This window comes from Rhodoferax sp. ZS1R8 (assembly GCF_056521325.1).
In genome coordinates, this window is record NZ_JBWMBA010000003.1 from 635,910 (window position 1) to 653,241 (window position 17,332).

Below are 17,332 nucleotides of genomic sequence, written 5' to 3' on the forward strand. Positions count from 1 at the left end.
AGGAGAACGCTATGCCCCCACCACCGCCCCCCATGGACATCAATGACTGGTGGCTGGCTGCCGCAGCAGTAGCCGCGACCGGTACGCTGCCAGTCGCAGCCACTGCCGCCACGCCACCCGCAGGGCAGATAGGCATAACCTCGGCTGCCCGACCGGGCGTTCTCTCAGTCAGCAATGAGCGGGTGGTCTACATCGGCAGTGCGGTCACATCTGGTGAACGCTTCAGGACCGACAGTACGGGTGTGATTCACATCTTGTTCATGGACAGGTCGTCCATGACCCTTGGCCCCAATTCCGAACTGGTTATCGACGAGTTTGTATTTCGTCCCGAGGCCCAGCAAGGCAATATTGCAGTAAACCTTTTCAAAGGCTCACTGCGCGCGGTCGGAGGATTCGTCAGCAAATTCATCACGCCGCAGGGCAGAAGCGCCGCACAAATACGCACTCCAACAGCGACCATCGGTATTCGCGGCGGTATCACGCTGGTGGATGCGCAAGCTGACACCACCCGCGGGGTGTTTCTGTTCGGTGAACATATGCAGGTCGCCAACCCCAATGGTGAACTGCTTCATACCGTAACCCGCCCCGGGTTCTCGGTGACGGTGTCAACCAATGGGGCCTCAGATCCGGTCCGTGTTTCTGCAACCGATATGGCTGAGTTGGTGAATCGGTTCGAAACCCAACAGACCACCCCGCAAGGCAGTCCTGGCAACCTGATCAGCACCAACGACCGCCCCGATGGACTGAATACTCCGAACTCATCCCTCGCACCCGATCGCACCCGTAACGCTAACGACGGCATCCGCGACCAGAACCCAGGCAACACCCTGCGCGATTTGTTGGGCAACCCGGCGGTACAGGTCCAGTCCTGATCTTCTGATACATGCGGGTACTTTTCGCGTCGGTATACCCGCATCTGCCCGAAGTCGTTGGCGGGCTACAAACAACCACCGATGACCTATGTACGGCCTTGCTGGGCATTGGCGCAGAAGTGGCCGTGCTGTGCGGCTTACGCGAGCACGCTGCACCGGGTTTGCCGGCCCGCGCGCAGTGCGACGAGCACCTGGGCTACCCGGTATTCCGCGTCGCCGATCCCGTGCATGATCTGGCTCTGCTGGCCGCCAGTTGGAACCCTTCCATCATCGTTGTGCAAAGCGGTACCACGCTGCTACCCATGGTGGTCTGTGCGTTGGACACCGGCAGGCCCACAGCCGTATATTTGCACAACGTGGAGACACACCAACTGGGGGGCAGCCTTGTACCCGACCCAGCCATTCTGTACCTCAGCAATTCTGAATTCACCGCCCAACGCTGGCGCGCGCTGTGTGGCATAGACAGCGTCGTGGTGCCGCCTTTGGTCTTGCCCGAACGCTATTTGGTCAATGTTCGGGGTGATCGCGTGCTGTTCGTCAATCCCACACCCATCAAGGGCGTAGAGATCATGTTTGCGCTGGCCGCGGCCTGTCCGGACATACCTTTCTTGGTATCTGAAAGCTGGGGCCTGAACCCGCAGTGGCGTGCCTACTGCATGCAACGCGCGGCCCGCCTGCACAACATCGAATGGGAAGCTCCTACGCGTGACATGCGCACCGTGTACGCCCGCGCCCGCACGCTGCTGATGCCCAGCATTTGGGAAGAGGCTTACGGTCGCACCGTGGTGGAAGCGCAGATCAATGGCATTCCCGTCGTTGCCAGCACGCGCGGTGCCCTGCCCGATACGGTCGGTGCCGGCGGCATACTGATCGATGCGCATGCACCCATCCCGCAATGGGAAGACGCGCTGCGCTTGGCCTACACACCATCCGCCGAATTTGACCAGCTGTCTGAGCGGGCACGGCACCAGGCGTTCCACACGGCGGCATCACCGGTGATACTAGGGCGCTTCGTGTCGGCGTTGACGGCCCACGCCGCCGCGCAATAGTACGCCGCGCGCTTACCCGCGCTTCAAGCGCAGCTGCACGCTGCAACCCCCGTCCAATACCCCTGCGATCGACACCGTTGCACCCCAACGCTCCAGCATCTTGCGCGTCAGCACCAAGCCCGTGCCGATACCATCAAACTGCCGGGCGCTGTGCAACCGCCCGAACACCTTGAACAATTGCGCATGTTGCGCCGGGTTGAAACCCACACCGTTATCACGTATCTGCAGCACCACATCGTCATCCGCTTCCGTTGGCACAGCGCGTACCTCAACGACAGGCTGTTCACGTACCGCACTGAACTTGCGCGCGTTGCCCAGTATCTCCAGCAAGACCTGGTGCAGCAGCGTGGCATCTGCCTGCACCTGGGGGAGATCGGGGGAAATACGCCACTCCACGGTACGCGGAGAGTCTTGCATGGCCACAGTACGGCATGAAGACTGCACCAACTCCTGCAACGACACCGGGCCTATCTCCAGCGGCGTAGACCCCACGCGTGACACTGCCTCCAGGCCATCGAGCAACACGCCCATATGTCGGGCGGAGTCGGTGATGGTCGTCAAAAACTCCCGCACCTCTTCACCAAGAACTGGGCCGGCGTCTTCCTGGACCATAAGCGCATAAGACACGATGTGGCGCAGCGGCGCTCGCAGGTCGTGCGAAACCGCAAAGCTGAAGTGCTGCATCTCTGCGCGCAGTGCATCCAGCTCGGCCTGCAGTGCGGCAATGCGGGTGTCGGGCGAATCCGCCATTGTGCTCATACTGCCTTGCGTCAGGCTTTGGGCGCCTTTTGCGGACGCGACCAGTTCGCAATGCTGACCTGCCTGCCACGCGCCACGCTCAATGCGCCCGCTGGCGTGTCCTTGGTCAACGTAGAACCACCACCCACCGTGCCGCCGGCGCCCAGTGTGATGGGCGCCACCAGCACGCAGTTACTGCCAACGTGCACGTCCGCCTCAATCGTCGTACGGTGCTTGTTGGCGCCGTCGTAATTGGCAGTGATGCTGCCAGCACCAAAGTTGACGCGCTCGCCGACCGTGGCGTCCCCCAGGTACGCCAGGTGGTTGGCCTTGGCGCCATGGGCCAACGTCGAATTCTTGACCTCGACAAAATTGCCGATGTGCACCTCAGCACCCAGGCGCGCGCCCGGCCGCAGGCGGGCAAATGGGCCAATCAGTGAACCGGCGCCCACCGTGACCCCAAGCTTTTCCCCATCGATATGGGTGAACGGGTGGATGACGGCGCCGGCTTCGATCGTGGCGTTGGCAATCACGCAGTTGGCACCAATCGACACCCCCGCGCCCAGCGTAACCTGCCCCTCAAAGACACAGTTCACGTCGATGCAGACGTCTTGCCCGCACAGCAGGCTGCCCCGCACATCCAGCCGCGCCGGGTCAGCCAGCCGCACGCCTGCGTCCATCAGGCTATGGGCCTGCTGCAACTGGTAGGCACGCTCCAGTTGGGCCAGTTGCACGGGGCTGTTGACGCCGGCCACCTGCACCGCGTCACCAATCGTGTGCGCAACCACGGGCACACCGTCGGCCACGGCAAACTTCACGATATCGGTCAGGTAGTACTCGCCTTGTGCATTGTTGTTGTCCAGCCGGGCCAGCCAGCGCTTCAACTGCGCAGCCGGTACGGCCATGATGCCGCTGTAGATCTCGGTGATGGCGCGCTGCTCGGCGCTGGCGTCCTTGTGCTCCACGATGGCCCGCACCGCACCGTCTGGCCCGCGCTCAATGCGGCCATAACCCGTGGGGTCGTCCATCTCCAATGTCAGCAAGGCCAGTTTGCTGCCGGCACTGGCGGCCAGCAGTTGTTGCAGCGTGGAGGGCTGCGTCAGCGGCACATCGCCGGAGAGCACCAGCACCACGCCATCGTCGCCCACTACAGGCACCGCCTGCTGCACTGCATGGCCGGTGCCCAGCTGCGGCTCCTGGCGTACAAAATTTATGGCCAACTGGGCTGTAGCTCCCGTGTAGCGTGCGCAAGCCGCTTCAACTTCTATAGCGCCGTGGCCGGTGATCACCACCGCCTGGCGGGCCTGCAATGCCCGCGCCGTGTCCAGCACATGGCCCAGCAAGGGGCGCCCGGCTAGCGGGTGCAGCACCTTGGGCAGGCTGCTCTTCATGCGCGTACCTTTGCCGGCCGCCATAATGACCACATCAATGGCCTGCTGCTCCAACGCTGTGTTTTTTTGAACCTGTAATCCGGAAGTCACTTGCATGTCCCTTTCAATGCCTTCTTCTATTGTGCGTGTATCTGTTCGGTCAGCATCCATTATCTGCGCGGTGGTGCTGATGCTGACCGCGGTGGGATGCAGCGCGGTACGCCTGGGTTATAACAATGCGCCCTCGCTGGCGTATTGGTGGCTGGACAGTTATTTTGACTTTGATGGGCAGCAAAGCCTGCGCATAAAGGCTGATCTGCAGGCCGTGCAGGACTGGCACCGCAAGGAAGAGCTGCCGCTGCTGATCCAGACGCTCAAAGAACTGCAGGCCATGGCACCAAAACCTGTAACGCCCGCACAGGTGTGCAGCATGGTGGCGGAGTTGCAGACGCGCGTCCAGGTCACGCTGGAGCGGGCAGCGCCTGCTATCGCGGCCATTGCGCCGACATTGCAAGCGGGCCAGGTAGAGCAGGTGGCGCGGGAGTTCGACAAGCGCGACAAGAAATGGCGCGAAGAGTGGCTCGAAGGTAGCTTGGCCGAGCGGACGGACCGGCGTGTCAAGCAGATTGTGGAGCGTGCCGAATCGCTGTACGGCAGCCTTGAGCCCGAGCAGATCGCCACCGTACGAGCCCGTATCGAGGCCTCCAGTTTCGACGGCCCCAGGCAACACCGCGAAATGCTGCGCCGCCATCAGGACGCCATCCAGGTGCTCACTGGGTTGCGTACGGCACGCGTGCCTGCTGCCCAGGCAGCGTCTGAAATACGAGGTTTGCTCGAACGGACGCTCAAGGCACCAGACCCGGCCTTTCGCCAGTACATTGACCGGTTGACCGATGAAAGTTGTAGCACCACGGCTGCGTTGCACAACACCAGCACCAGCGCCCAGCGCACACGTCTGCTCAAAGCCCTGCAAGGCTACGAGGGCGACGCGCGCGCGCTGGCCAACCAAAAGCCTTGAACAGATACACACCACCCATGGCCAGCACCCACTCCGACTTCGCACAATACTGCTGCGAACTTCTGTCCAGCGCCGGCTCCTGCACGGCAAAACGCATGTTTGGTGGCTGGGGTATCAGCACCGATGGGCTGACCATCGCCATCATTGCCGACCTGGGCTCGGGCGAAAAGCTGTGGCTCAAGGCCAGTGATGACAACCGCCCCCAGTGGGAGGCCGCGGGTTGCGAGCGCTTTACCTATGCCTCCACCAAAGATGGCGAGACGGTGTCCCGCGGCATGAACTACTACAGCGCACCCGAAGAAGCCATGGACGCGGCGCACGCCATGGCGCCCTGGGCCAGACTGGCGATGGAGGCGGCGCTGAGCGCAAAGGCGGCCAAACCGACCAGAAAGACGCCCAAACCACGTACCGCAGAGAAGCGACCCGCGCCGCAGAAGCCAGTCAGCAAAACAGCATCCAAGAAACGCTCTTAGGCCCCCTGCCCACCCCACATTCCGTCAGGGTCACACCGGCCAGACGACGCCGTGGTTGTTAAGAATGGCGTCCAGCGGCACATCGTGCGGCTCGGGCTCGAAGTCTTCGACAAAGCCCACGCCATAGCCCAGCCCGACAGTGAACGGCTTGGGGTCCAACGCAGCCATCATGCGGTCATAGAAGCCGCCGCCATAGCCCAACCGGTATCCGCCCGGTCCATAGCCCACACAGGGAGCAAATAGCAACGTGGGGGTGATGACCTCGGTGTCCTTGGGTTTGGGGATGCCATAAGCGTCCTCTTCCATCGGGCAGCCCGGGTACCAGGCGTGGAAGGTCATGGTCTTGTGTTCTTTGTTGACCACCGGCAGGCCGATGCGGCGCAGCTGGGGCTGGTCGAGCAGCTCGCCGTCTTCCTTCCAGCGGTGCAGCGCGGGCAGCGGGTCAAACTCGCCTTTGATGGGCCAGTAGGCACCGATGACGGTGTCGGGCCGGCCCACCAGCCAGATGCGCATGACCTGCTGCAAAAGATCGGCCTGTTGTAGCCGGTCGGGCAGGTTCAGGCGTTGTTCAAGCAAGTGTTTGCGCAGGGCTTTCTTTGCCGCAGCTTTCAAATCATCTGAGTTGTCCATAATCTCCCACATGCAGTTTTCAGCCATTCTGACATCGATAGCGCTCATTGGCGTGACTCTGGTGTCCACTCCCGCTCCAGCGTTCGCGCAGAACCGGGAGAGTTCACGCGCCGACAGCGTCCTTCTGGACATGGCGCAATCGTACAAAATTCGGGATCGCAAGCGTCTGATCGCGCTGCTTCCCCAGGTGCGCGGCCACGTGCTGGAGCCCTGGGCCGCCTACTGGGACCTATCGGCCCGGCTGGACGAAGCGGGCCCCACCGAGATCCAGGAATTCTTCAACCGCTACAGCGGCAGCTACCAGGAAGACCGGCTGCGTGCCGAGCTGCTGCTGCAGTATGGCCGCAACCGCGACTGGGCGTCCTTCAACCGCGAATACCCGTTGTACCGGATGAACGACGACAAGTCGGTGCGTTGCTACGCCCTCTTGGCGGAACACATGGCCAGTGGTGTCGACAACACGGCCCTGGTGAAGGACAACTGGCTGAACCTGAAAGACGCTGACGAAGGCTGCGCTGCGGCCGCTGAACAATTGGTCAGGGACCAGCCGGCTACCGCTACGCCTATGGCCTGGCAGCGCGCCCGCCTGGGTATGGAGAACGACCGCCTGCGCGTCGTCACACAGGCTGTGGGAATCGTCAGCCCGAGCTCGCTGCCCAAGCTCAACGATATCTACCTCAACCCCGGCAAATACCTCAACGACAAGCTCACCGCCTTCCAGCCCAAAACGCGAGAACTGGTGTCGCTGGCACTGATACGCCAAGCTACGCAGGACCCGTTGGAAGCGGCCACCGAGATCAACAAGCTGCGCTGGAAGACCCAGCTGACCGACGAAGAGCGCAGCTGGGTCTGGGGTGTCATCGGCAAGCGTGCCGCGCAACGGCTGTCCAACGATGCGGCTGGCTACTTTGCCAATGGCCAGGCCAGCGCCATGCACGAAGACCACCTGGCCTGGCAGGTGCGCGCCGCGCTGCGCATGGGCCGCTGGCCGCAGGTGCTGAGCGCCATCGCTGCCATGCCCGAATCACTGCGCAACGAGCCGACCTGGGTCTATTGGCGCGCCCGCGCACTACTGCAACAACCCAACTCGCAACAACCCAGCTCTCAGCAGCCCAATTCCGAGAACGCCCGCGCCCAGGCCCAACAACTGTTTGAAAGCATTGCCAGTTCCCGCGGCTTCTACGAGCAGCTGGCGCAAGAAGAACTGGGCCTGCGTATCGCAACCCCAGCCAAACCGACACCGCTGCTCGGCGAAGAGAAGGAGGCCGCCCGTCTGAACCCCGGCCTGAACCGCGCGCTGTATGCCATCAACATGGGCTTGCGGGCCGAAGGCGTGCGCGAGTGGAACTACAGCACAAACCTGCATGTGCGCGGCGGCATGGACGACCGCGCGCTGCTGGCCGCAGCCGACATGGCCTGCCGTTTCGAGGTATGGGACCGCTGCATCAACACCAGCGAACGCACCCGGCAGGCCATAGATGCCGACCAGCGATTTCCGATGCCGTTCAAGACCGCGGTACTGTCCCGCTCCCACCACATCGGCCTGGACCCGGCTTACGTTTACGGACTGATCCGCCAGGAGAGCCGCTTCATCATGGACGCCAAGTCTGGCGTTGGCGCGTCGGGTCTGATGCAGGTGATGCCCGCCACGGCCAAATGGACGGCCAAGAAGATCGGCCTGACCAACTTTCAGCCATACCAGATCAACGACCGCGACACCAACATCGCCATCGGCACCGGCTACCTGAAGCTGGTGCTGGACAGCTTTGACGGTTCCATGCCGCTGGCAGCAGCCGCCTACAACGCCGGCCCGGGCCGCCCGCGCAGCTGGCGTGGCCAGACCGGCGGTCCGGTCATGGAGGGCGCCATCTGGGCTGAGAACGTACCCTTCAACGAAACCCGTGACTACGTGAAGAAGGTGTTGGCCAACACCGTCAACTACGCCGCGTTGATCACTGGCCAGCCCCAGTCGCTGAAAGCACGGTTGGGCACCATTGGCCCCAAGGACGCCGCCACGGTGGATACCGGGCTGGACCTGCCGTAAGCATCAATGGGGGCGCGGTTCGTCATCAATCCGATGGCACCCCGGCCGTAACATGGCAGCCCCTACTAAGATGAAACTATGCTGAAACTCTACATTGGCAACAAAAATTATTCTTCCTGGTCCATGCGGGCATGGGTACTGCTGCAGCAGGCCGGCATTCCGTTCGAAGAAGTCATGGTGCGCTTCGACTCCTTCGACGCCGACTCCACTTTCAAGAAGACTTTGCAGGGTGCCTCCCCCACCGGCAAGGTGCCGCTGCTGGTCGACGGCGACCTGGCGATCTGGGACACGCTGGCCATTGCCGAATATGTGGCCGAGCAGTTCCCCACCAAACAACTTTGGCCCGCAACCACGGCCGCTCGCGCCCGGGCCCGCAGCATCTGCGCCGAGATGCACAGCGGCTTCACCGCGCTGCGGGGCAACTGCCCGATGAACATCGAAGCTGACCTGGCAGACGCCGGCGCGCTGATCTGGCGCGACAAGCCCGCCGTGCGCGCCGACGTGCAGCGCTTGGTGGACATGTGGACGGCATTGCTGGCCGAACACGGCGGCCCCCTGTTGTTTGGCAGCTTCACGATTGCCGATGCCTACTTCGCGCCCGTCTGTATGCGCCTGAAGGCCTACGCGCTGCCCGTGCCTCCGACCGTAGCCGCCTACGTGGACCGCGTCTCCGCCTTGCCCGGCGTGGCCGCGTGGATCCAGCAAGCGCTAGCCGAAAAGGATTTTCTGGATTTTGAAGAACCGTATCGAATCAAGCCCTGAATCCAGTATGAAAACCTACCTGGTCGGCGGCGCCGTGCGCGATGCCCTGATGGGCCTGCCCGTGCAGGACCGCGACTGGGTGGTCGTGGGCGCCACACCGCAGCAGCTGCTGGACCAGGGCTACCTGCAGGTTGGCCAGGATTTCCCGGTGTTTCTGCACCCACAGACCAAGGAAGAGTACGCGCTGGCCCGCACCGAGCGCAGCACCGGGCCGGGCTACCACGGCTTTGCGGTGCACGCCGCGCCCGATGTGACGCTGGAAGAAGACCTGGCCCGCCGCGATCTCACTATCAATTCAATAGCTGCTTACGCACATCCGACGAGGGCTGCAGCCACGTTTGCCATACAAGAAGATGCCCTGATCGACCCTTACGGTGGGCGCCGGGACATTGCTGACAAAGTGCTGCGCCACGTTACGCCGGCCTTCCGCGAAGACCCGGTGCGCATCCTGCGGCTGGCCCGCTTCGCGGCACGCTTCACCGACTTCACGGTGGCGCCCGAAACGCAGACCCTGCTGCGCGAGATGGTGGAGGCTGGCGAGGCCGACCACCTGGTGGCCGAGCGCGTGTGGCAGGAACTGTCCCGCGGCCTGATGGAAGCCCAACCCTCGCGCATGTTCGCCGTGCTGCGCGACTGCGGCGCCCTGGCGCGCCTGCTACCCGAGCTGGACCGCCTCTGGGGCGTGCCGCAAAGCGTGGAGCACCATCCGGAGGTCGACACCGGCGTGCACGTGATGCTGGTCGTCGATATGGCAGCCCAGCTGCAAGCGCCACTGGCCGTGCGCTTTGCCTGCCTGGTGCACGACCTGGGCAAGGGCACGACGCCAGCCGACGTGCTGCCCCGCCACATCGCGCATGAGGAACGCAGCGTCAAGCTGCTCAAGACCGTCTGCCAGCGCCTGCGCATCCCGGTCGAATGCAAGGAGTTGGCCGAGGTGGTGGCGCGCGAGCACGGCAACATCCACCGCAGCGAATCGCTGAACGCAGCGGCGATCGTGCGCCTGCTGGAACGTTGTGATGCCTTTCGCAAGCCGGCCCGCTTTGCCGAGATCCTGCTGGCCTGCGAATGCGATGCTCGTGGCCGCCTAGGAATGGACGGCAACCCCTATCCGCAAGCCCCACGCCTGGCAGCCGCGCTGCAAAGGGCACAATCGGTTGCTACAGATTTGATAGCTGCTCACGCACAGCAGGCGGGGGCTACAGGCCCAAAGATCGGCGAATGGATCCACAAGGCACGCGTCGAAGCGGTAGCCAACAGCATCCAGTAGGCTGGACGGCAGAGCGTTTTGCGCAGGTAAAGGAGGAGGCCATGCTTGCATGGCCGGGGGACACGGAGCAAAACGCTCTGCCGCCCAGCCTACGGGCCAGCACACGCTAAGCAGGCAAATGCGCCCGCGTCCACCGCACAATGTCAGCAGCCCCCATGGCCCCAGCCTGCCGCGCCACCTCCCGCCCGCCCACAAACAGCGCCAGCGTAGGAATGCTGCGGATATTGAACCGCGCTCCCAGGTTCTGCACCGCCTCGGTATCCACCTTGGCCACGCGCACATGCGGCTCCAGCTGCGCCGCCGCCTGCTCAAACGCCGGCGCCATCTGCCGGCACGGCCCGCACCACGGCGCCCAGAAGTCCACCAACACCGGAATCTGACTACGCCCGATGTGGCGGTCAAACGCAGCCTCGTCCAGCGCCACAGAATGCGCCACAAACAACGGCTTGTGGCAGCTACCGCAGTCCGGCGCCTTGGCCTGGTCCGCAGTCTTGACGCGGTTCGTGGTGTGGCAATGCGGACACACGATGTGCAGGGATTCGGTCATGGGGAGATAGTTTGTTGGCTGAGCGCAGCAGGTGGGGCTAATGGCCCCCGATTCAAGGAGCCGTGCGCCGTCCTGTAGACTCCCGCCCGTGCACCACAAGCTCGCCACCGCCCACCACACCGACCGCCAACGCACGGCGCGGCTGGTGCTGGCCGGCCTCCTGGTTCTGGCATTGCTGTGGACCCAGAGTCTGGGCCTGTGGCACCGCATGGTGCACTTTGACGCAGGCCATACCGCCAAGCGGGTCCAGGTGCAAACCCTGTCCGCCAAACTGTTCTCGAACCACCATGCCGACGCCGACTGCCAATTATTTGACCAGTTAAGCCACGCCGATGGTGTAGACACCGCCACCGCGGTGGTGCTGGGCCTGGTAAACCTGCCCCAGATTGTGCGGGTCAGCCATGCACTGGCCGTGGCCCGCTGGCACGCGCTGTTCCAGGCGCGTGGCCCCCCTTCCGTCCGCTGAATCCCTGCCTTTCCAGCCTCTCGCTGCCTTTTGGCCTGCGGGAGCCTTGCATTTTTTTCAGATTCAACGGACATTGCCATGACACGCCTTTTTAACCGCACCGCCACCGCGCGTGCCTTTCCCCTGCACCCCCTGAGCCTGGCCATGGTCGCCACGCTTGCCAGCCTGGGCGCTGCCAGTGCCAGTGCGCAATCCGCCGCCCCGCGTACAGACGCCGCATTGCCCGCAGTCACCATCACCGGCAACCCGCTGGGCGCTACGGATTTAATAGCACCAACCGACAGCTACTCGGGGGCTAACCTGCTATTGCGCTCCAAGAGCACGCTGGGCGAGACGCTGGACGGCACGCCCGGCGTCAGCAGCAGCTACTTTGGCCCCAATGCCAGCCGCCCCATCATCCGCGGGCTGGATGGCGACCGCGTGCGCATCCTGCAAAACAGCGGCGCCAGCATCGACGCCTCGGGTTTGAGCAATGACCACGCCGTGCCCTCCGACCCGATCTCGATGGAGCGCATCGAGGTGCTGCGCGGCCCCGGCGCGCTGATGTACGGCGGCAGCGCCGTGGGTGGCGTCGTCAATGTCATCGACAACCGCATCCCGCAGGAGCGCGTGTTTGATGCCAAGGGCGGTGTCTCAGGCAAACTGAACCTGGAAGCCGCCAGCGGCGACGCCGCACGCTCCGGTGCTGTGCTGCTGGAGACCGGCACCGACCGCTTCACACTGCATGCCGATGCCTTCAACCGCCGCTCAAGCGATGTCGCCGTACCCATCGCCCTGGCCTGCGAGAAACCCGGCGCCCCCACCGTTGCCAACGCCATCTGCAACTCCAGCGCACAGGCGCAGGGCGGTGCGCTGGGCGGCAGCCTGTTTTTTGGCCACAGCCGCCTGGGTGCATCGGTCAGTAGCTATTCGTCAACCTACGGCACCGTGGCTGAGGATGCTGTGACGATAGGCATGCGTTCCAACCGCGCGGCGCTGGAGTGGGACGTCGACCAACTGCCCGGCTGGATCCAGAGCGTCAAGTTACGCGCCAGCCAGAGCGACTACCAGCACGCGGAGTACAACGACACGGAGCCCGGCACCGTGTTCAAGAACACCGGCAGCGATGTGCGCATCACCGCGCGCCACGCCAAGCTGGGCGCGTGGGAAGGCGTGCTGGGCCTGCACAGCGAATCAGTGCGCTTTTCCGCGGATGGCAGCGAGGCATTTGCGCCCTATAGCCGCACTCAACAAAACGCTGTGTTTGCCTTTGAAGAATTGCCGCTGGACTGGGGCCGCTTCAGTCTGGGCGCACGTCTGGAATCGGTGCAGGTGGAGTCCAGTGGCAACCCGCTGGTGGCGCGCTTCGTGCCGGCCAGCCGCAGCTTCCAGCCACGCAGCCTGGCGCTGGGCGCGTTGTGGAATGCAGCCCCCGGCTGGCAGCTGACATCCAACATTGCCTACAGCGAACGCGCACCCAAGGACTACGAACTGTTTGCCGACGGCCCGCACATCGCCACCCACGCCTACGAGGTGGGCAACAGCCAGGCCGTGGCCGAGCAATCCACCAATATGGACATCGGCGCGCAATGGAAGCAAGGCCACCACACGTTCAAGGTCAGCGCTTTCGTAAACCAGTTCAACAACTACCTGTCGCAGCAGGCCACTGGCGTATTGCGCGATACCGAGGGCAATGGTGCGGGCGGTACAGGCGTTACGGACGACGGCAGCGGCAAATCGGTAGAGTCCGGCGGCAGCGCTAATGTCCTGCCCGAATATGTCTACACCCAGGTGCCGGCGCGCTTCACCGGCATTGAGGCCAGCGGCAAGATGCGCCTGCTGGACGCCGCCCAAACGCTGGACGTGGAACTGCACGGCGACTGGGTGCGGGCCGTCAACACCGCCACCGGCGAATGGCTGCCCCGCATTGCGCCGGTGCGCGTGGGGGCGTCCCTGCTGTGGGCACAAGGCGCATGGAGCGCGCGGCTGGACGCCAACCACAACCGGGCCCAGACCGACGGACCCGCAACACAGCTGGCGAGCCAGGCCTACACCCTGGTCAACGCATCACTGAGCTACCGCCAGCAAATGGGTACGACGACCGCGCTGTGGTTCGCCCGCCTGGATAACGTCGGCGACGTGCTGGCCTATTCGGCCACGTCCATCCTGACGCAGAGCGCACCGGGCAAGGCGCCGCTGCCGGGACGTACCGTGAAGGTCGGCTTGCAATTGGCGTTCTAGGCTCTCGACCATCGAGCAGCGGGGCTGGGGTGAACGCCAAAGTGAGGTAAAGGGGGAGGCCAAAGGCCGGAGGACACGAACGGCGGCGTTTACCCCAGCCCCGCTGCGGGCGCATACGTGAAGTGCCCCACCTGGTTACAGCCGGTGCGTGCGGTCTCCGCGACTGAAACCCATGGGGTCCCACGCGCTGCCCACGGTCAAACCGATAACCTTGAAAAACTCGCCCATCTCGTGCTCCAGGATCAGCTTTTGCGCTGCAACGCGGTCCGCAAGGGACGCCGCCTGCATCGCATCCACCAAGCCGCAGTTCATCAAAAAGTGCGCCTGGCTGGTGTAACCCAAAACCTCCAGGCCGGCGTCCTGGGCGGCCACGGCGATGCCGGTGAAGTTGACGTGGGCCGTGATGTCCTTCTCACCCACCAACACCAACGGGTCCCCATCTGCCTGGTGGGCACGGTGGCACATCACAGTGCCCATGTGTCGCTGCTCGTGGTAGTACTCGCGCTCGGGGAAACCATAGTCCAGCAGGAAGATGGCACCGGCTTTCAAACGGTCGGCCAGCGTGCGCACAAAGGCCTCGCCCTGCGGATGAATCTCGGTCACGTAGTCGTGTGTACCGGCCACCTCGTCGGGTGGGTGCAGTTCAGTGGGCCGGTCCGCCCAAACCAGGCGCGCGTTTGCGGCATCCCACGCCACGCCGCGCTCGTGCCACACACCGCCCGTGCGGGCCAGCAGCTTGACCGGCATCGCGTCCAGCACCTCGTTGCCGACTACTACACCGCGCATCTCGGCAGGCAAGGCATCGACCCACTGCACGCGGGTGGTGTGTGCTTTCAGTGTGGCTTGCTGGCGCTCTTTCAAGGGCTGCGACAAATCCACAATTGTGTAGCGGCGCAGCGGCACGCCCAAGGCATCCAGCGCATCCAATATCTGCAGGGCCAGCGCGCCGGTGCCAGCACCAAACTCCCAGATCTCATCGGTACCGGTCACGTGCAGGGCCTGTGCAATCTGGCGCGCCAAGGCCTGGCCGAACAAGGGTGTCATCTCGGGTGCGGTGACGAAGTCGCTGCCCCCCTGCGGCATGGCGCCAAACACCGTGGCACCACGGCTGTAGTAGCCCAGGCCGGGCGCATACAGGGCTTGCTCCATGAAGGCATCAAAGCCTATCCAGCCGCCGCTGGCATTGATCAGCTGTTGCATATGCGCCTGCATGGCAGCGCCGGTGGAATGGTGGAGTGGTGGTGTCGTCATAGCGGCATGAATTGTCCCCCAAGCGGGGCTATGGCAGGGCGCCACGGCCCTGTTGCAAAACGGCACCAGCCACACGGCCATGCGTTGACAAGCCAAACCCATGTCTACACAATTGCGCCTTCACATCCGCAGCGGCCCCGCGCCGCACGGCAACTGTTCTCAACCCCACCGTGAAGGAGTGCTTCCATGATTGTTCATACACCTGCCTCCTCCTGCGTGCTGGCCGCCTGAGATGCTTGAGTTCGCCAACCACCCGCGTTACCTGAACTAAACACCACCAACGCTGGTTTTCGCCCTGTTGCACGGGGCGTGTGTGTGATCTCTGTCTTTGTCGGGCCGCCAGCCGGTTCCGCCTATTCCATTTTTAATTTGGCTCTGTCGCCGTTTATGGCGTGCTGTTTTCGCACGCCTGGCTGCAGGGTCACGCAAAGACATACACACACGATCATGCATATCGAATTTTCTTTTGAGACACTGCGCCGCCTGGGACTGACTCCAGCCATGGCGCAAAGCCTGGCCACTGCTGATGTGGCCGACAACAACGACACTGGCGTACCAGCACCCCAGTGGATGCGCGCCGCCGCGGTGCACCGCGAAACAGTGGAGGTGCACGATGGCAACGTACAACGATCCGCCCGTTGCGCCGCGCGCCTGACCCGAAACCTGCTGGACGAAGGCAGTGCACTGGCCGTGGGCGACTGGGTGCTGTGCACAGAGGACGCGCACCGCCAGCTCTGGGTCGCTGCCCGCGTGCCACCCTTGAACCAGATCGTGCGCCGCGATGCGGACGGCAGCCGCCACACCGTGGTCAGCAATGTGGATACCGCGTTGCTGGTCATGGGCCTGGACCTGGATTTCAACCTGCAACGGTTGGAGCGCTACTTGGCACTGGTGGGCAGCAGCGGCGTGCTGCCGGTGGTCGTACTGACCAAGGCCGATGTCGCGGAGCAGGCGGATTGCGGCAGCGTGCAGCAGCGCGTGCAGGCGGTGCGCGCGCGCGTCGGCCAGCATGTGGATGTGGTCGCTGTGGACGGGCGAAGTGCAGATGCACCAGCGACCCTGCAACCCTATTTGTCACCGGGCCAAACCCTGGTGCTACTGGGCTCGTCCGGCGCCGGAAAAAGCACGCTGACAAACAGCCTGTTGGGCAGCGCCACACAGGACACCGGCGCGGTGCGCGAGCACGACAGCCGCGGCAAACACACGACGACGGCGCGCACCCTGCACCTGCTGCCCAGCGGCGCTTGCGTCATCGACACACCGGGCGTGCGCACGCTGCGGCCCGATGTAGATGGCTACACCTTGGGTCAGCTGTTTGAGGACATCAGCACGCTGGCCCACACCTGCCGTTTCCGCAACTGCCAGCACCAGAATGAGCCCGGCTGTGCCGTGCGCGCGCAGGTCAGCCCGGAACGGGTGAAGAACTACCACAAGCTGCTGCGCGAAAGCCGCCGTGACACCATGGGGGTTCTGGAGCGGCAACACCAGCTGGCGCAGTGGAAAATTATGGGCCGCGTAGGGTCCCAGCGCGCTGCATCCAGGCGAGCGGGGCCGGTCAGTTAGCAAGGCCTCAAAGTTGCGGCACCCCGGAGCGATCCCGGGCATGCGTTCTCAGGGCGGGGTGCTGGAAAGCCTGCACGCCATAGCCGCGTAAATTGTGCTCCACGCTTGCCACTGCGAGTGCGGAACTCCCCCCCCCCTAAGGAGGCTGTAGTCGCCCTGGGGCGGCCCGGCGGCGACTGTAGTGCTTGACTTAGAGTGGGCTCTAACTTTTAAGATGCATGCGTGACCACTTTTACGAACACCACCACACTCTCCATCGGCGAGCTTTCGCAACAAAGCGGAGTCAGCCAGCACACACTGCGCTTTTACGAAAAGGCAGAGGTGTTGGCGCCCGCCACGCGCGCGGCCAACGGCCACCGGCGTTACCTCGCCAGTGATGTCGCGTGGCTGGCCTTTGTGCTGCGGCTCAAGGCCACGGGCATGCCGCTGGCCGAGATCAGGCAGTACGCGGTATTGCGTTCGCAGGGGGTGATGACGGTGCCACAACGGCTTGCGGTGCTTGAGCTCCACCGCGAACGTCTGCTGGTCAGTATCCAGGAGCTTTCCCACAACCTTGCGGCGCTGGACGACAAGATTGGCGTGTACCGCCAGTCGATGCGGACAGGTGGCAGGGTGAAACCCACATCCAAAAAATGAATGCACCCGACTCGACAGTACCCTCTTCCCACGATGACACACGCTACCAGCGCGGCCTGGAAAAATTGCGTGAGATCGACGGCGAAGCCGGGCAACGCGTCATCGACGCGCTGGCACCGATCGCACCTGACTTTGCGCGCTACCTGATCGAGTTTCCATTTGGCGATATCTATTCGCGGCCCCAACTTGATTTGAAGTCGCGCGAGATTGCAACCGTTGCTGCACTCACGGCGCTGGGCAACGCCACACCCCAGCTCAAGGTGCATGTGCACGGGGCGCTCAACGTGGGGTGCAGCCGCGACGAAATTGTGGAATTGATGATGCAGATGGCTGTGTATGCTGGTTTTCCTGCTGCCTTGAACGGACTGTTTGCGGCGCAAGAGGTTTTCAAGGAGCGAGGCTTGGGTGCGGTCTAGGGGCCAGGGC

17 protein-coding genes are annotated in these 17,332 nt (G+C 63.6%); 12 read left to right on the forward strand and 5 right to left on the reverse strand.

The window, feature by feature from the left end; genetic code table 11:
* Positions 1-11 precede the first annotated feature (11 nt).
* Together AC097P_RS13835 and AC097P_RS13840 are read left to right on the forward strand one after the other, a co-directional pair.
* The gene (locus AC097P_RS13835) at positions 12-872 is read left to right on the forward strand and encodes a FecR family protein (protein ID WP_479610992.1); all 861 of its coding nucleotides are present in this window, start codon (positions 12-14) and stop codon (positions 870-872) included.
* Between the two features lie 11 nt (positions 873-883).
* Positions 884-1,921, forward strand: a complete 1,038-nt coding sequence (locus tag AC097P_RS13840) for a glycosyltransferase (RefSeq protein WP_479610993.1) — start codon at positions 884-886, stop codon at positions 1,919-1,921.
* A gap of 12 nt (positions 1,922-1,933) precedes the next feature.
* Here the strand turns inward: AC097P_RS13840 and AC097P_RS13845 are convergent, their stop codons facing one another.
* Together AC097P_RS13845 and glmU are read right to left on the reverse strand one after the other, a co-directional pair.
* A complete protein-coding gene (locus AC097P_RS13845) occupies positions 1,934-2,680 on the reverse strand; it encodes a sensor histidine kinase (protein WP_479610994.1) in 747 nt (248 codons plus the stop codon).
* Between the two features lie 11 nt (positions 2,681-2,691).
* Complete coding sequence (gene glmU / locus AC097P_RS13850) at positions 2,692-4,074, reverse strand: bifunctional UDP-N-acetylglucosamine diphosphorylase/glucosamine-1-phosphate N-acetyltransferase GlmU (RefSeq protein ID WP_479611079.1); 1,383 nt, start codon at positions 4,072-4,074, stop codon at positions 2,692-2,694.
* A gap of 70 nt (positions 4,075-4,144) precedes the next feature.
* Here glmU and AC097P_RS13855 point away from each other — a divergent pair, with 70 nt between their 5' ends.
* Positions 4,145-5,047, forward strand: coding sequence for a DUF6279 family lipoprotein (locus AC097P_RS13855; protein WP_479610995.1), 903 nt, complete (start codon positions 4,145-4,147; stop codon positions 5,045-5,047).
* A 17-nt stretch (positions 5,048-5,064) separates the two neighbouring features.
* Positions 5,065-5,520 (forward strand): TfoX/Sxy family protein, encoded by a 456-nt coding sequence (locus AC097P_RS13860; RefSeq protein ID WP_479610996.1) that lies wholly within the window; start codon positions 5,065-5,067, stop codon positions 5,518-5,520.
* A 30-nt stretch (positions 5,521-5,550) separates the two neighbouring features.
* Here AC097P_RS13860 and AC097P_RS13865 read toward each other — a convergent pair whose 3' ends face one another.
* Complete coding sequence (locus AC097P_RS13865) at positions 5,551-6,150, reverse strand: 5-formyltetrahydrofolate cyclo-ligase (RefSeq protein WP_479610997.1); 600 nt, start codon at positions 6,148-6,150, stop codon at positions 5,551-5,553.
* A 10-nt stretch (positions 6,151-6,160) separates the two neighbouring features.
* Here AC097P_RS13865 and AC097P_RS13870 point away from each other — a divergent pair, with 10 nt between their 5' ends.
* The 3 genes from AC097P_RS13870 (at position 6,161) to AC097P_RS13880 (ending at position 10,223) form a co-directional block, all read left to right on the forward strand.
* Positions 6,161-8,194 carry a lytic transglycosylase domain-containing protein gene (locus tag AC097P_RS13870; RefSeq protein ID WP_479610998.1) on the forward strand — a complete coding sequence of 678 codons (2,034 nt, stop codon included), beginning with the start codon at positions 6,161-6,163 and terminating at the stop codon, positions 8,192-8,194.
* 78 nt (positions 8,195-8,272) lie between these two features.
* Complete coding sequence (locus AC097P_RS13875; RefSeq protein ID WP_479610999.1) at positions 8,273-8,956, forward strand: glutathione S-transferase family protein; 684 nt, start codon at positions 8,273-8,275, stop codon at positions 8,954-8,956.
* A 7-nt stretch (positions 8,957-8,963) separates the two neighbouring features.
* A complete protein-coding gene (locus AC097P_RS13880) occupies positions 8,964-10,223 on the forward strand; it encodes a multifunctional CCA addition/repair protein (protein WP_479611000.1) in 1,260 nt (419 codons plus the stop codon).
* Positions 10,224-10,329: 106 nt separating this feature from the next.
* On the opposite strand, the gene trxC is transcribed toward AC097P_RS13880, so the two are convergent.
* Complete coding sequence (trxC, locus tag AC097P_RS13885) at positions 10,330-10,770, reverse strand: thioredoxin TrxC (RefSeq protein WP_479611001.1); 441 nt, start codon at positions 10,768-10,770, stop codon at positions 10,330-10,332.
* 88 nt (positions 10,771-10,858) lie between these two features.
* Between trxC and AC097P_RS13890 the strand changes: the two genes are divergently transcribed.
* Positions 10,859-11,236 (forward strand): hypothetical protein, encoded by a 378-nt coding sequence (locus AC097P_RS13890; protein ID WP_479611002.1) that lies wholly within the window; start codon positions 10,859-10,861, stop codon positions 11,234-11,236.
* Positions 11,237-11,314: 78 nt separating this feature from the next.
* The gene (locus AC097P_RS13895) at positions 11,315-13,456 is read left to right on the forward strand and encodes a TonB-dependent receptor domain-containing protein (RefSeq protein WP_479611003.1); all 2,142 of its coding nucleotides are present in this window, start codon (positions 11,315-11,317) and stop codon (positions 13,454-13,456) included.
* Positions 13,457-13,591: 135 nt separating this feature from the next.
* Here the strand turns inward: AC097P_RS13895 and AC097P_RS13900 are convergent, their stop codons facing one another.
* Positions 13,592-14,707, reverse strand: coding sequence for a class I SAM-dependent methyltransferase (locus tag AC097P_RS13900; protein ID WP_479611004.1), 1,116 nt, complete (start codon positions 14,705-14,707; stop codon positions 13,592-13,594).
* Between the two features lie 447 nt (positions 14,708-15,154).
* Between AC097P_RS13900 and rsgA the strand changes: the two genes are divergently transcribed.
* From rsgA to AC097P_RS13915, 3 genes are all read left to right on the forward strand, one after another.
* Positions 15,155-16,270, forward strand: coding sequence for a ribosome small subunit-dependent GTPase A (gene rsgA / locus AC097P_RS13905; protein WP_479611005.1), 1,116 nt, complete (start codon positions 15,155-15,157; stop codon positions 16,268-16,270).
* Between the two features lie 222 nt (positions 16,271-16,492).
* A complete protein-coding gene (locus tag AC097P_RS13910; RefSeq protein ID WP_479611006.1) occupies positions 16,493-16,906 on the forward strand; it encodes a MerR family transcriptional regulator in 414 nt (137 codons plus the stop codon).
* Positions 16,903-17,322, forward strand: a complete 420-nt coding sequence (locus AC097P_RS13915) for a carboxymuconolactone decarboxylase family protein (RefSeq protein WP_479611007.1) — start codon at positions 16,903-16,905, stop codon at positions 17,320-17,322. Before AC097P_RS13910 ends, AC097P_RS13915 begins: the two co-directional genes overlap by 4 nt.
* Positions 17,323-17,332 lie beyond the last annotated feature (10 nt).